Source organism: Tardiphaga sp. (genome assembly GCF_028290495.1).
Taxonomy (GTDB): domain Bacteria; phylum Pseudomonadota; class Alphaproteobacteria; order Rhizobiales; family Xanthobacteraceae; genus Tardiphaga.
Genome location: NZ_JAQGJT010000105.1, coordinates 1 through 14,775 on the forward strand (window position 1 = coordinate 1; position 14,775 = coordinate 14,775).

The following is a 14,775-nucleotide window of genomic DNA, read 5'->3' on the forward strand; positions in this document are numbered from 1 at the left end:
CAAGACCTTCAACCTCAGCGGCAAGCTGGGACGCGACACGCCGCTAACCGGCGACATGCGGGGCCGCGCGCAGGGCGCGGCGCGCGACGTGATCTATATCGAGACCAATGACGCCGGCGCGTTCTTCCGCGTGACCGATACCTACTCCAAGATGGTCGGTGGGCAGTTATCGCTGGCCATGGACACGCCGTCGTCGGATACGCGTCCCAAGGAAGGCCTGGTCAACGTCCGCGATTTCGCCATCAAGGGCGAGGCCTCGCTGGACCGAGTCGCCGCGGGGGGGCCGGGGGTGTCGCAGGGTGGCATCGGATTTTCGCGGCTGCGGGCCGAATTCACCCGGCAGAATGGCCAGCTCACGATCCGCGAGGGCGTCGTCAAGGGGCCCTCCATCGGCGCCACCATCGAAGGCAGCATCGACTACCCCGCTAACACCGTGCGGATGAGCGGCACCTTCGTGCCGATGTACGGGCTCAACAACATGTTCGGCCAGCTGCCGGTGATCGGCCTGTTCCTCGGCGGCGGCAGCAATGAGGGCCTGATCGGCGTCACTTATGAAGTGGTCGGCACGCCCGGCGCGCCGGTGCTGCGCGTCAACCCGATCTCGGCGATGGCCCCCGGCGTGCTGCGCAAGATCTTCGAGTTCGGCACCGGCAAGCAGAACAACCCGGTCGAATTTCCGAGCGGCCCGAACAACTGACCGTTGTCAGCGATCGCCGTTGAGTGCCGGCGCATAGCGGCCCAAAATCTCGTTGATCGTCGCAGCCGTTTGCGGGCGTCGCGCCAGGCAACGCGAGGTGGGGCCGGCGACGACGACGGAAAGATGCCGCGCATGCAGCGGCAAGGGCAAAGCGACGCCGGCGAGGTCGGCGATATATTCCGAAGAACTCTGGTGATAGCCGCGCTCGGCGGCGGCTTGCAGTTCGGCCTCCACCATCTCCACCGATGTCGGCGTGGTCTGCGAGAACGGTTCGAAGCTGATCTTGCGATAGATCGCCTGGCGTTCCGCCAGAGAGCGTTGCGACAGGATGGCGCGGCCAACCGAACTGGCATGGACCGGGATGCGATCACCAACCTGGGCGAAGTAGCGCACCGACTGCGTCGACTCCACGACATGCAGGAAGATCGCAAACGTCCCGGCCAGAGCGGCTATCCCGGTGGTCTCGCCGGTCTGGTTGGCGATTTCGGTGGCCAGCGTGCGCGCAATCTCGGGCAGTGGCTCGGCGTCGGCGACGCTCTGTGCCAGCGTCAGCCAGCGCGGGCTCGGATAGTAGCCGCTGCGCGCCTGCGGCTCATACAGCCAACCCTTCTCTGCGATGGTGCCGACCAGATTGAAAGTGCTGGAACGCGGCCAGCCGAGATCGTCGGAGATCTCCGCCAGCGTCGCCGGACGCTTGCGCCGGGCGAAGTACTCCAGCAGTTCGAGAACATTGGCAGCCTGCCTGACCAGCATCTTCATTCCTGCAAAAAATAGGTTGCGCCCAGTCTGGGATAACGCGCTCTCGCCTTGACATCAAATTCATATACAGGTTTTATAAATTCATAATCAAGAATTTGGAGCGGGGCTCGGCCCGGCATCCGTTACACAGGGAGAGAAAAATGAAGCACGGGAAGTCCATCCTGTTCGCGCTGGCGGCCGCTGCCTACATGGCATCGGCGTCGATCGTATCGGCCCAGACCCCTATCAAGCTCGGCGTACTCGCCGATATGTCCGGCATCTTCTCCGACATCGGCGGCATGGGCTCGGCCGAGGCCACCCTGATGGCGGTCGAGGATTTCAACAAGCTTCCTGGCGCCGATAAATTCAAGGTCGAGGTGATCGCGGGCGACGCGCAGAACAAGCCGGATATCGCACGCGGCGTCGCTCGCAAGTGGTTCGAGACCGAAGGTGTCGATGTTCTCGTCGACATGCCGACCAGCGCGATCTCACTGGCGATCGCGCCGCTGGCGCAGGAGCTCAACAAGGTCGCTCTGTTCACGGCGTCGGGCACCTCCGACCTCACGGGCAAGGCCTGCACGCCGAACTCGGTCCACTGGACCTATGACACCTGGGCGCTGTCGCACGGCACGGCCTCGGCCATTACCAAGGCCGGCGGCAAGTCGTGGTTCTTCGTCACCGCCGACTTCGCGCTCGGCACCTCGCTGGAACGCGACGCCACCGTGGTCGTGAACGCCAATGGCGGCAAGGTGGTCGGCGGCGTGAAGCATCCGACGGACTCCAACGATTTCGCCTCCTATCTGCTGCAGGCGCAGGCGTCCAAGGCTGACATCATCGCGCTGGCCAATGCCGGCGGCGACACCATCAAGGCGATCAAGCAGGCATCGGAATTCGGCATCATCGAAGGCGGGCAGAAGCTGGCCGGCATGCTGCTGTTCATCTCGGACATCCACTCGCTCGGCCTGCAGACCGCGCAGGGCCTGCAACTGACGACCGGGTTCTATTGGGACCTCAACGACAAGACCCGCAGCTTCGGCGAGCGTTTCGCCGCCCGCAACAAGGGTAAATTCCCGTCGATGAACCAGGCCGGCGCCTATTCGGCTTCGCTGGCCTATCTGATGGCGGTGGCCAAGGTCGGCTCGCCGAAGGACGGCGTCGCCGTCGTCAAGGCGATGCGCGAGATGGGCACCTTCGACGATCCGCTGTTCGGCAAGACCTCGCTGCGTGAAGATGGCCGCGTGCTGCACGATATGATGCTGGTCGAGGTCAAGAAGCCCGCCGAGTCAAAGAAGCCGTTCGACTACTACAAGGTCCTGGCGACGATCCCGGCTTCGGAAGCCTTCCGTCCACTCAAGGATGGCGGCTGCTCGTTCGTCAAGTAGTCGAACGCCACTTAGCCAAACTGAAACAGGAAGCGATACGTGATGCGTCTAGCGAACAAGCTTGTGGTGGTCACGGCCGCCGCATCGGGAATGGGGCGCGCCGGCGTCGAGTTGTTTCTCAAGGAAGGCGCTAAAGTCGTTGCCATCGACGTCAATGCCGAGGCGCTGAGCAAAATGGCCGCGGACATCAAGGCCGATGGCGGTAGCATCGAGACTATCCAGGCCGACCTGTCGAAGCCGGAACAGATGCGCAGCTCGATCAATGACGCCGCAAAACTGCTCGGCGGTGGCATCGACGTGCTGTGGGCGCATGCCGGCACGCCGGGGCCGGCGGGCGTCGAGGATCTCGACCTCGCCGCCTACGATCTGGCGATGGCACTGAACGTCACCTCGGCGACGCTGGCGGCCGGCGAGGCCATCAAATACATGCGGCAGCGCGGCGGCGGCTCCGTGATCTTCACCTCGTCGGTGTCGGGTCTGGTCGGCTCGATGATGAGCCCGATCTATTCGGCTGCCAAATTTGCGGTCGTCGGCCTCACCAAGTCGCTGGCGCAGAACTTTGCCAAGGATAACGTGCGCGTCAACGTGGTGTGTCCGGGGCTCGCCGATACGCCGATGAAGCTTGGCTTCACCGGTCGCTCCGGCGTTGCCGCGGAAGCCGTCGCCAACCAGGAAAAGTTGCTGGCTTCGGTACCAGTGGGCCGGCTGTGCAAAGCGGAGGAGGTCGCCTCCGCCGTGCTGTTCCTGGCCTCCGATGATGCGTCCTTCATCACCGGCGTCGCGTTGCCGGTCGATGGCGGCTTCACCGCGCGCTGACCCCATACCAACAAAAAAGGGGCGCGGTCACTGCTGACCGCGCCCCTTTATTCTTTGCGTGAAATCTCGGCTTAAGCCGCGCGGACCCCGGCGAGGAAGGTCGTGACTTCGCCCGACAGCTGCTCGGCCTGCTTCGACAGGCCGGAGGCGGCGCTGAGCACCATGCCGGCGGCGTCGCCGGTCTCGTGCGCGGCGGCGCTGACGCCGCCGATGTTGGTGGTGACGTCCTGCGTTGCCTGCGCGGTCTGGGTGACGTTGCGGGCGATCTCGGCCGTGGCTGCGCCTTGCTCCTCGATCGCCGAGCCGATCGTGGTGGCGATGGCGCTGACTTCCTCGATGGTTGCGGTGATGCCCTGGATCGCGTCAACGGCTTCCCTGGTGGCCGCCTGGATCTGCGCGATGCGGGTGTTGATTTCCTTGGTGGCGCTGGCGGTTTGGCCGGCGAGACTCTTCACTTCGGAAGCAACGACGGCAAAACCGCGGCCGGCTTCGCCGGCACGCGCCGCTTCGATCGTGGCGTTGAGCGCGAGCAGGTTGGTCTGGCTGGCGATGCTGGAAATCAGCTCGACGACGTGTTCGATCTGCTGCGCGCCATCGGCCAGCGCGCGGACGATGGTATCGGTGCGGCGGGCGCTGTCGACCGCGTGGCTCGTGATCTTGGCGGACTGCGCCATCTGGCGGCTGATCTCGACGATCGAGGAGGACAGTTCTTCGGCGGCGGCGGCCACGGTCTGGACGCGGCTGCTGGCTTCGGCGGCGGCGGTGCTGACGATCGTGGCCTGGTCGTTGGTGCGCTCCGCGGTGCCGGACATCGACTGCGCGGTGGCTTCCAGCTTGGTCGAGCCGGAGGCCATCAGGCCGACCAGCGCGCCGACCGACTGATCGAAGTGGTTAGCCAGCGCGATCAGCGCATCGCGCTTCTCGGTTTCGCCGGTGAGCTTCATGCGGGCCTGCTCGGCTTCCAGCGCGCGCGCGGTCAGCGAGGTCTGGCGCAGCATTTCCAACTGCTCGGCCATGCGGCCGATTTCATCGCCGCGGTCGGTCTCGTCGACCTTGGTGTCGAGCGAACCGGTCGCGATGTTGTGCATCCGGGCCTGCAGCCGCTTCAGCGCGCCCAGCACATCGCTGGCGATCAGCCAGGACAGAAACGCCATCACCGTCAGCACGCTGGCGCCGAGCAGGCCAAGCTTGGTCAGCAGGGAGTTCACGTCGGCGTCGAGGTCGTCGACATAGAGACCGGTGCTCATGGTCAGGTCCCATGGCGCGTAATAGCGCGCATAGACCATCTTCTCGGTCGGGACGGTCTGTCCGGGGCGGGGGTAGAGATAATAGGCGGTGCCGCCTTCCGGTGTTTTGCGTCCGGCCTCGATGATCGCCTTCGAGATCAGCACGCCGTTGGAATCCTTGGCGCCGGTGTTCTTGCCCTCAAGCTGCGGATTGCCGGCGTTGACCAGCAGCACGCCGTCGGCGTGATAGGCGACGAGATAGCCCTGCTTGTTGCCAAACAACATGCCCTTGGCGCGCTGGCGATACTGCAACTGTGCATCGGCGAGCGTGAGTTTGCCGGCCGCGACTTCGTCCTGCAGCGTCTGCGCCATGCCAACCATCATATCGACCGCGGTATGCAACTGCGCCATCCGGTCGTCCTGCATGCGCTTCTGGCTGAGCGAGGCGGATACGGCGATGATCGAACATACGGCAATGGCGGAGACGACCACCATGCTGGCAAGCTTGGTGCGGATAGTGAAGCGGCCGAGCAGACTCATCTGAACCTCAAGTCGGAGAAACTTCCGATGATATCTACTGGCAAGGTGCTTATTATTGGTGAAGGTTGACAGTGCCTTGCTACGCAATCTGGTTTGCAGGCAGGACAAGGCGAGATGCGGCACACGCCGAGATTGAAAGATCACGAAAGACTTATCCCGGCGATCCGAATTAGCGTCGCAACGCCGGCACGACGAGAAACGGAATCATGCCGATCAGTACGCTAACCAACGCAAAGCCGATCAATGGATTGTAGCTGTGCGTCCAGTCGTGCAGCAGGCCGCCGCTCCACGAGCCCAGGGCCGAGCCCAGTCCGCTGCCGATCGTGATCGTGCCGTAGATGGTGCCGACGCGCTCGCCGCGAAAAATCTTCATCGCGGTTGCAGTCAGCAACGGACCGCGCGAGCCGATCATGCTGCCGAAGCAGACCACAAAGCCGGTAAGGAGCCAGTAGTTCGGATACCATTGCAGCAGCCACAGCATGACGATGCCGACGATCGACAGGGTGTAGCTGAACAGAATGGATGGCCGCCGGCCGATCACGCCGTCGAGCCAGGATACGCCGAGCATGCCGAACAGCAGCACCACGCCGCTGAAGCCCCATGCGGTCGCCGAGGTCAGCGGCGGGAAGCCGGCGTCGATCAGATAGGCGACGACCTGCGGCGAGATCGCATACATGCCGATCGCGGTGAAGAAGAAGGTCGCGAACAGTGCCCAGAAGGCGTGGTGGCGCAGCGCGCGCGGCAGCGTCCAGCCTTCGTCGGGCAGGTCATGGCCTTCGGGTTTTTCCAAATGAGCCGAGCCGTTGGAGAACAGCCGCCACGGCAGCACCAGCAACGGTAGCAGTAGCGCGATCGCCAGCCAGCCGAAGGTCTGGTATGCGCCGCGCCAGCCGAAGCGCTCGATCAGGATCTGCGCGATAGGCAGCATGATGAGGATGCCGGCGCCGGTGGCTGAGTAGACCACCGACATTGCTGTCGGCAGCCGCCTGCCGAACCAGCGCCCGAGCAGGATCGAGTTGGGCACGTTGCTGATGCAGGCGACGCCGAAGCCGAGCGCAATACCGATGGTGATCTGAAACTGCCAGAGCTTTTGTGCAAAGGAGGCGGCGATGAAGGCGCCGCCGATCAGTGCCAGGCCGGTGACGAACACCGCGCGCGGGCCGGAGCGGTCGAACAACCGGCCAACCAGTGGCGAGGCGAGGCCGCCGCACAGAGCGGTTAACGAATAGATCGAAACGACCTCGCCGCGGTCCCAGCTGAAGTTCTGCGAGATCGGCAGCAGGAAGACGGTAAAGCTCTCCTGCAGCCCGCGGCCGAGCACCGACAGCGTGAAGCAGACGCCGAGAACGGCGAGTGCAGTGCGATGCGCGGCTTTCGGGTCCATCGGGCGACTCTTCACGGCGTTTACGAATGGCTCCATCCATGGAGCGCGTTTCAAAGGCCGTGAACAGTGCGCTTAGCGAATAGCCCTATGCAGGGCGCAGCAGGATGTGTTTTTTCTTGCCGAGCGACAGCTTGATCACGCCTTCCGGCGTCAGCAGTGCAGGCGTCAGCAACATCTTCTCGTCGGTCACGGGGGTATCGTTGACGCGCAGACCGCCGCCCTTGATCTGGCGGCGCGCCTCGCCGTTTGAGGCGACGAAACCGGCGGTGACGAAGATGCCGAGTACGCCGATGCCGGCGGCAAGTTCACTCTGCGGAATGTCGATCGTCGGCAGGCTCTGCGCGATCGAGCCTTCCTCGAAGGTCTGGCGCGCGGTTTCGTTGGCAGCGTTGGCCGCCTCGCGGCCGTGCACGATCGCGGTCGCCTCGGTCGCCAGGATCTTCTTGGCCTCGTTGATCTCGGCGCCGCCGAGCTTCTCCAGCCTGGCGATTTCGTCGAGCGGCAGTCGCGTGAAGATCTTCAGGAACTTGCCGACGTCGTCGTCTTCGGTGTTGCGAAAGTACTGCCAGAAATCATAGGGGCTGAAGAGATCGCCGTTGAGCCAGACCGCGCCCTTGGCGGTCTTGCCCATCTTGGCGCCCGACGCCGTGGTCAGCAAAGGCGTGGTCAGCGCGTAAAGCTGCGGGCCGCCCGTGCGATGGCTGAGATCGACTCCATTGAGGATATTGCCCCACTGGTCGGAGCCGCCCATCTGCAGCGTGCAGCCATAGCGCCGATTGAGCTCGACGAAGTCGTAGCCCTGCATGATCATGTAGTTGAATTCGAGGAAGGACAGCGACTGGTCGCGGTCGAGCCGCAGCTTGACGCTGTCGAAGGCCAGCATGCGGTTGACCGAGAAATGCCGGCCGACATCGCGCAGGAATTCGACATAGTTGAGCTTCAGCAGCCAGTCGGCGTTGTTGACCATCAGCGCATCGGTGGGCGCGTCGCCATAGTTCAGCATCTTGCCGAAGATCTTCTTGATGCCTTCGATATTGCTGCCGATGGTTTCCTGCGTCAGCAACTGGCGCTGGTCGTCGCGGAACGAGGGGTCGCCGACCATCGAGGTGCCGCCGCCCATCAGGGTGATCGGGCGGTGCCCGGTCTCCTGGAACCAGTGCAGCATGGTGACCGAGATCAGGTTGCCGATGTGCAGCGAGGTGGCGGTCGCATCATAGCCGACATAGGCCGTGACCGGGCCCTTGGCGCAGGCGGCATCGAGCGCCTCGGGATCGGAGATCTGATGGATCATGCCGCGGCTCTGCAACACGTTCAGAAAGTCTGATTTAAATGCGGTCATCGGCTGGAGACTCTGATCATGATATTTTTACGCTGTCTCGCAAGATTGGCGGTGTGTCGTGGCCGGCTACCGCCCATCCGGAAGCGCCGTGTGGCATTATAAGATCGGGCCATTCGACACAAGTTTGACCTGAAGGGCGGGCCTGACATGCCGACGATGCTGACCGCGATCGGGCTGATGAGTGGAACCTCGCTGGACGGGGTCGATATTGCCTTGATCGAGACCGATGGTCGTGAGGTTCGGGCTTTCGGGCCTTCCAGCTACCGGCCCTATGCCGAAGCCGAGCGCGGCGTGCTGCGCCAGGCGCTGGCCGAGGCGGTGCAACTGTCCGATCGTGACGCCCGGCCGGGCATTCTGGCCGAGGCCGAGCGGGTGGTGACGGCAGCCCATGCCGAGGCGATGGCCGGCTTTCTCGCCCAGAACCATATCGCCCGCGAAAACGTCGATATCGTCGGCTTCCACGGCCAGACTGTGCTGCATCGCCCGGCTGACCGGCTGACGGTGCAGATCGGCGACGGCGCCGCACTGGCCCGCGCCATCCATATCCCCGTGATGCACGATTTCCGTGCCGCCGATGTCGCGGCTGGCGGGCAGGGCGCGCCGCTGGTGCCGGTTTATCACCGTGCGCTGGCGCAGGCCTTGGGGCGCAAGGGGCCGACCGCCGTGGTCAATATCGGCGGTGTCTCCAACATCACCTATATCGACGGCGACACGCTGATCGCCTGCGACATCGGGCCGGGCAATGCGCTGCTCGACGACTTCATGTTCCGCAGCGTGGGCGAGCCCTATGATTGCGAGGGTCGGCTGGCCGCACAGGGCATGGTCGATGAGGACTGGGTAGCGAGCGGGCTGGCGCATCCGTTCTTCACAGAACCGCCGCCGAAGTCGCTCGACCGCAATCATTTTGCCGCACTGACGTTGCGCGACACGGCACCGGCCGATGGGGCGGCGACGCTGACCGCATTTACGGCCGCGGCGATCGCCAGCATCGCGCCGCTCCTGCCGAAATCACCGTTGAGCTGGATTGTCGCCGGCGGCGGCGCGCGCAATCTCACCTTGATGCGCATGCTGCGCGAGCGACTGACTGCGGAAAGTGTTGAGGCGGCGGATGCGCTGGGCTGGTCGGCGGATGCGATGGAGGCGCAAGCCTTCGGTTTCCTCGCCGCACGCGGCCTGAAAGGCCTGCCGCTGAGCTATCCGGCGACCACGGGCGTGCCGATCCCGATGACCGGCGGCGTGGTGGCTCGACCGGGGTAGTTGCTCCCCGTTCCCCCGGACGCGAAGCAACACGAAGTGTTGCCTCGCCAATCCGGGAAGCGGGATCGCGATTTAGCGAACGTTCGCCAGACGCATGTCGAGATAGCCGGTGACCGATTCCATCAGCGGCTGCAGCTTGCCATCGAAGAAGTGGTTGGCGCCGGGGATGATGTGCTGGTCGATGACGATGCCCTTCTGGGTCTTCAGCTTTTCGACCAGTGTGTTGACGTCCTTCGGCGGCACCACCGCGTCCTTCTCGCCATGCACGATCAGGCCTGAGGACGGGCAGGGCGCGAGGAACGAGAAGTCGTAGAGGTTGGCCGGCGGCGCGATCGAGATGAAGCCCTCGACCTCGGGACGGCGCATCAGAAGCTGCATGCCGATCCAGGCGCCGAACGAGAAACCGGCCACCCAGCAGGCGCGGGCTTCGGGGTTGATCGTCTGTGCCCAGTCGAGCGCCGCCGCAGCATCCGACAATTCGCCGGTGCCGTGGTCGAACGAACCCTGGCTGCGGCCGACGCCGCGGAAATTGAAGCGCAGTACGGAGAAGCCGCGATGCACGAAGGCGTAGTAACACTGGTAGATGATCTGGTGGTTCATGGTGCCGGCGAACTGCGGATGCGGATGCAGGATCATCGCGATCGGCGCGTTCTTCTGCTTGGCCGGATGGTAGCGGCCCTCGATGCGGCCGGCGGGTCCGGTGAAAATGACTTCGGGCATGGATGATCCTTGAGGTAATCAACCGACTTCGCGCAGGGTTCGGCGGGTTGAGGCTCGGAGAGCCCTGCGGCGGAAGAGGCGGATCGGGCGCAACGGACGGCGCCGGGTGAAGCTGAGGCCGCGTTCTACCATGAGGCACAGGGCAAAAAGCAAGCATCTTGAACAGGGTGTCGCGGCTTCGCGCGGACGGGTATGCGGTTCGTGGCGGGCTTTCGGCTGCGGATCGCGCCAGGCTGGTTGCGGGGAGGCAGACAAGCAGCTCCCGGCATTCGCCGTTTGTTCCCGTTTGGCCACGATGTCTCGTGGCCAAACCAACGTCCTCTCAGGCGACCTTTGCCGCTCTTCGCGCGGCGAGCTTCTCTTCCTCGGTCCAGACTTTGCGCTCGCGGGGCTCTTTCGGCGGTTTGATTTGCTTGACCGGCCCACCGCCCAGCACGGGCGCGCGCATGGTCGAGTGTCGCGCGTCTTCCGAATGCCATTGGTGATCGGCCTGAACCGTCAAAGCACGACCGATTTCCCGCTCCACATCATGCAGCCAGGCGCGCTGCTCTGCGTCGCAAAGCGTGATGGCGAAGCCGCTGCGCCCTGCGCGGCCGGTGCGGCCGATCCGGTGGACATAGCTTTCCGGCAGGCTCGGCAGGTCGTGATTGAAAACATGCGTCACCGTGTCGACATCGATGCCGCGCGCTGCGATATCCGTCGCCACGAGGACCTGCACGGTCCCGGCGCGGAAGGCGTCCAGTGCGCGCTCGCGCTGACCCTGTGATTTGTTGCCGTGCAAGGCCTCGGCCGTGATCCCCGCCTCGCTGATGAAGGCGCAGACTTCGTTGGCAATGTTCTTTTGCAGCGTGAAGACAACGGCCTGGCCAATCTCCGGCGTCTGCAGCAGCGCCAGCAGCGCCGCCTTTTTGTGGGCTGCATCGAGGAACATCACGGACTGCTCGATCCGATCGACGGTGGTCGACGGCGGAGCGATCTCGACTTTCACCGGATCGTGCAGGAGGCTCTCGGCCAGCGCGGCGATCGATTTCGGCATCGTTGCAGAGAACAACAGGGTGTGCCGATCCTTCGGTAGCGTCGCGACTATGCGCTCGATCGGCTTGGCGAAGCCCATATCGAGCATCTGGTCGGCCTCATCCAGCACCAGCGCCTCGAGTCCGGACAGGTCGCAGAGGCCCTGGTCGATCAGATCCAGCAGGCGCCCCGGCGCTGCCACGATGATGTCGACGCCTTCCTTGAGCGCATTGACCTGGTGGAACTGGCTGACGCCACCGAAGATCGTTATCACGCGAGGCTGCAGATGGCGGCCGAACGTCTCGAAGCCGGCCGCGATCTGGGAAACCAGTTCGCGCGTGGGCGCGAGGACCAGGACGCGGGCACCGCCCTTGGGCGCCGGGCGGGGATTCACGGCCAGGCGATGCAGCAGCGGCAGCGCGAAGGCCGCAGTCTTGCCGGTGCCTGTTTGAGCCATGCCAAGCATGTCACGGCCCTGCAGCAGCATCGGAATTGATTGGGCCTGGATAGGAGTAGGGCTGGTATAGCCTTCCGCGGCCAGTGCCTGCAGCAAAAGCGGCGCCAAAGCGAGATTAGCGAAAGTCATGGTCATGGTCACGCGGCGCCTCCAGCGCTGAGCAAGGCTGCGCCTGGTCGGGCTTAGCTTTATCGAGAGGGCGGACTGATAGGTGCGATGCTGCACTGCGTCAACGAGGGATGCAGGAAGGCAGTGGTTTAATGTCCGGTTTCTCGCCTAGCCGCGCTAAAGTGGACGAACAGGTTTCGGCCCAAAGCCCGACCTGACATGGCCAGACATGCGGACATCCGCCCCGCCATTTTTATCAAACTATGCTAAGGTATTGAATTCAGTGGCCCGTGACCGCGTCTACCTCGACTGGAATGCCACCACCCCGCTGCGCCCGGAAGCGCGCGCGGCGATGCTGGCGGCGTGGGATCTCGCCGGCAATCCCTCCTCGGTCCATGCCGAGGGCCGTCAGGCCCGGCGGCTGGTCGAGGACGCCCGCCATCTCGTGGCAACGGCGGTGTCCGGGGATTCGCGCAACGTGATCTTCACCTCGGGCGGCACCGAGGCCAACGTGCTGGCGCTGACGCCGGGCCTGTTCCGCAAGCCCGGCGCGCCGGCCGGGCGGCTGATCGTCTCGGCGGTCGAGCACGCTTCGGTGCTGTCAGGCGGGCGCTTTGCGGACGATGCCATCGAGGTGCTGGGGGTGGGCCGTGACGGCGTGGTCGATCCCGAGCAACTGCGGGCAATGCTGGCGACCGGAGGGCCGGCGCTGGTCTCGGTGATGCTTGCCAATAACGAGACCGGCGCGTTGCAGCCGGTCGCAGCGATTGCCGATATCGTGCATCAAGCCGGCGGGCTGCTACATGTTGATGCGGTGCAGGCGCTTGGAAAGATTCCGATCGATATCAAAGCTTTGCGGGCCGATCTTCTCACTGTTTCTGCGCACAAGATCGGCGGCCCGAAGGGTGCCGGTGCGCTGGTGCTGGCCGACGGCGTCTCCGGACTGGACGCGCTGTTGCGCGGCGGCGGGCAGGAACTCGGGCGGCGCGCGGGCACCGAGAACGTCGCGGGGATCGCCGGCTTCGGCGCGGCCGTGAAGGCGGCGATAACGTCGCTCAGTGAGATGCAGCGGATCGCCGGATTGCGGCAGCAACTGGAGATTGGCCTGCGACAGATTCGCGGCACCGTCGTATTCTCGGAGGGGGTGGCGCGGCTGCCGAACACCATTTTGTTCGGTGCGGCCGGCCTGCGCGCGGAGACCGCAGTGATTGGTTTCGACCTCGAAGGTATCGCGGTGTCGTCTGGCTCTGCCTGTTCGTCAGGCAAAGTTCAGCCGTCGCACGTTTTGGAGGCGATGGGCTACGGGCCGGAGGTGACGAAGAGCGCCGTGCGTCTCAGTCTGGGCTGGTCAAGCACAGAAACCGACGTCAATCGCTGCCTGGAGGCTTGGCGAAAGCTCTCCAGCACCTTACTTAAACATAGCGACGAAACACTGCTTGAACGGTTCTAAAGCAGGTGATTTCCTCAGCAGAACATCGTACAGAACCGTATATATTTCTGGATTGATCCACCGCGGTCCTTGAAACCGCGAGCGGAGGGTAAAATGGCTGCCGTACAAGAGACCGTCGATCGGGTTCGCCAGATCGATGTCGATCAATATCGCTATGGGTTCGTCACGGACATCGAGTCCGACAAGGCGCCCAAGGGACTGTCGGAAGACACCGTCCGATTCATTTCCGCCAAGAAGAACGAGCCGGACTGGATGCTGCAGTGGCGGCTCGAGGCCTATCGTCGTTGGTTGACGATGGAAGAGCCCACGTGGGCGCGGGTGAACTATCCGAAGATCGACTTCCAGGATCTCTATTACTACTCGGCGCCAAAGCCGAAGAAGACGATCGGCTCCATCGACGAGATCGATCCGGATATTCTTGAGACCTACAAGAAGCTCGGCATTCCCTTGCGCGAGATCGAAATGCTGGAAGGCGTCGTGCGCCCTGAAGGCGAGCGCCGCATCGCCGTCGATGCCGTGTTCGATTCGGTATCGGTCGCCACGACTTTCCAGAAGGAGCTGAAGCAGGCCGGCGTGATCTTCATGCCGATCTCGGAAGCGATCCGCGAACACCCCGAACTGGTAAAGAAGTATCTCGGCACCGTCGTGCCGACCTCCGACAATTTCTACGCCACGCTGAACTCCGCGGTGTTCTCCGACGGATCGTTCGTCTACGTACCGCCGGGCGTGAAATGCCCGATGGAACTGTCGACCTATTTCCGCATCAACGAGCGCAACACCGGCCAGTTCGAGCGCACGCTGATCATCGCCGACAAGGGCGCCTATGTCAGCTACCTCGAAGGCTGCACCGCGCCGCAGCGCGACGAGAATCAGTTGCATGCCGCCGTGGTCGAACTCGTTACCCATGACGACGCCGAGATCAAATATTCGACGGTGCAGAACTGGTACCCCGGCAATTCCGAGGGCAAGGGCGGCATCTACAATTTCGTCACCAAGCGCGGTGACTGCCGCGGTGATCGCTCGAAGATTTCCTGGACCCAGGTCGAGACCGGCTCGGCCATCACCTGGAAGTATCCGAGCTGCATTTTGCGCGGTGATGACTCGCGGGGCGAGTTCTATTCCATCGCGATCTCGAACGGCCACCAGCAGGTCGACTCGGGCACCAAGATGATCCATCTCGGCAAGAACACGACCAGCCGGATCATCTCCAAGGGCATCGCGGCCGGCGTGTCGCAGAACACCTATCGCGGTCTCGTTACGGCGCACCGCAAGGCGACGGGCGCGCGCAACTTCACGGCCTGCGACTCGCTGCTGATCGGCGACAAGTGCGGCGCGCACACCGTGCCGTATATCGAGGCGAAGAATTCTTCGGCGCTGTTCGAGCACGAAGCCACCACGTCGAAAATCTCCGAAGACGTTCTGTTCTATTGCGTCCAGCGCGGGCTTTCGCAGGAAGAAGCCGTCGGCCTCGTCGTCAATGGCTTCGTCAAGGACGTGCTGCAGCAACTGCCGATGGAATTCGCGGTGGAAGCACAGAAGCTGATCTCGATCTCGCTGGAAGGCTCGGTCGGATAGTCGTGAAGTCCGATCGCCGCGTCCTTGAGCATCCCGTCGCGATACCCAGCGAGAATGTTCGGGACGGCTGAG

Annotated in this window: 12 protein-coding genes; 6 read left to right on the forward strand and 6 right to left on the reverse strand. The window is 63.7% G+C overall.

The annotated features are described in order from the left end of the window. On the forward strand, positions 1–697 hold a 697-nt coding region (locus JWQ24_RS16465), incomplete at its 5' end, for an AsmA-like C-terminal region-containing protein (RefSeq protein WP_299810106.1). Between the two features lie 6 nt (positions 698–703). Here JWQ24_RS16465 and JWQ24_RS16470 read toward each other — a convergent pair. Further along, positions 704–1,450 (reverse strand): IclR family transcriptional regulator, encoded by a 747-nt coding sequence (locus tag JWQ24_RS16470; protein WP_299810107.1) that lies wholly within the window; start codon positions 1,448–1,450, stop codon positions 704–706. A gap of 146 nt (positions 1,451–1,596) precedes the next feature. Here JWQ24_RS16470 and JWQ24_RS16475 point away from each other — a divergent pair, with 146 nt between their 5' ends. Together JWQ24_RS16475 and JWQ24_RS16480 are read left to right on the forward strand one after the other, a co-directional pair. After that, complete coding sequence (locus JWQ24_RS16475) at positions 1,597–2,817, forward strand: ABC transporter substrate-binding protein (RefSeq protein ID WP_299810110.1); 1,221 nt, start codon at positions 1,597–1,599, stop codon at positions 2,815–2,817. Between the two features lie 42 nt (positions 2,818–2,859). Further along, positions 2,860–3,633, forward strand: a complete 774-nt coding sequence (locus JWQ24_RS16480) for an SDR family NAD(P)-dependent oxidoreductase (RefSeq protein ID WP_299810113.1) — start codon at positions 2,860–2,862, stop codon at positions 3,631–3,633. A gap of 71 nt (positions 3,634–3,704) precedes the next feature. Here the strand turns inward: JWQ24_RS16480 and JWQ24_RS16485 are convergent, their stop codons facing one another. From JWQ24_RS16485 to tyrS, 3 genes are all read right to left on the reverse strand, one after another. Next, entirely contained in the window at positions 3,705–5,399 is a 1,695-nt protein-coding gene (locus JWQ24_RS16485; protein ID WP_299810116.1) for a methyl-accepting chemotaxis protein, read from the reverse strand. Positions 5,400–5,568: 169 nt separating this feature from the next. Further along, positions 5,569–6,783, reverse strand: a complete 1,215-nt coding sequence (locus tag JWQ24_RS16490; protein ID WP_299810119.1) for an MFS transporter — start codon at positions 6,781–6,783, stop codon at positions 5,569–5,571. A gap of 85 nt (positions 6,784–6,868) precedes the next feature. After that, on the reverse strand, positions 6,869–8,122 hold the full coding sequence (gene tyrS, locus JWQ24_RS16495; RefSeq protein WP_299810122.1) for a tyrosine--tRNA ligase: 1,254 nt from the start codon (positions 8,120–8,122) through the stop codon (positions 6,869–6,871). Between the two features lie 156 nt (positions 8,123–8,278). Between tyrS and JWQ24_RS16500 the strand changes: the two genes are divergently transcribed. Beyond that, positions 8,279–9,379, forward strand: a complete 1,101-nt coding sequence (locus tag JWQ24_RS16500; RefSeq protein WP_299810185.1) for an anhydro-N-acetylmuramic acid kinase — start codon at positions 8,279–8,281, stop codon at positions 9,377–9,379. A gap of 72 nt (positions 9,380–9,451) precedes the next feature. Here JWQ24_RS16500 and JWQ24_RS16505 read toward each other — a convergent pair whose 3' ends face one another. After that, complete coding sequence (locus tag JWQ24_RS16505; RefSeq protein WP_299810125.1) at positions 9,452–10,099, reverse strand: alpha/beta hydrolase; 648 nt, start codon at positions 10,097–10,099, stop codon at positions 9,452–9,454. A gap of 322 nt (positions 10,100–10,421) precedes the next feature. Next, a complete protein-coding gene (locus JWQ24_RS16510) occupies positions 10,422–11,795 on the reverse strand; it encodes a DEAD/DEAH box helicase (RefSeq protein ID WP_299810128.1) in 1,374 nt (457 codons plus the stop codon). A gap of 166 nt (positions 11,796–11,961) precedes the next feature. Between JWQ24_RS16510 and JWQ24_RS16515 the strand changes: the two genes are divergently transcribed. Then, on the forward strand, positions 11,962–13,128 hold the full coding sequence (locus JWQ24_RS16515; protein ID WP_299810131.1) for a cysteine desulfurase family protein: 1,167 nt from the start codon (positions 11,962–11,964) through the stop codon (positions 13,126–13,128). Between the two features lie 93 nt (positions 13,129–13,221). Beyond that, entirely contained in the window at positions 13,222–14,703 is a 1,482-nt protein-coding gene (gene sufB / locus JWQ24_RS16520; protein ID WP_299810134.1) for a Fe-S cluster assembly protein SufB, read from the forward strand. Positions 14,704–14,775: the final 72 nt, after the last annotated feature.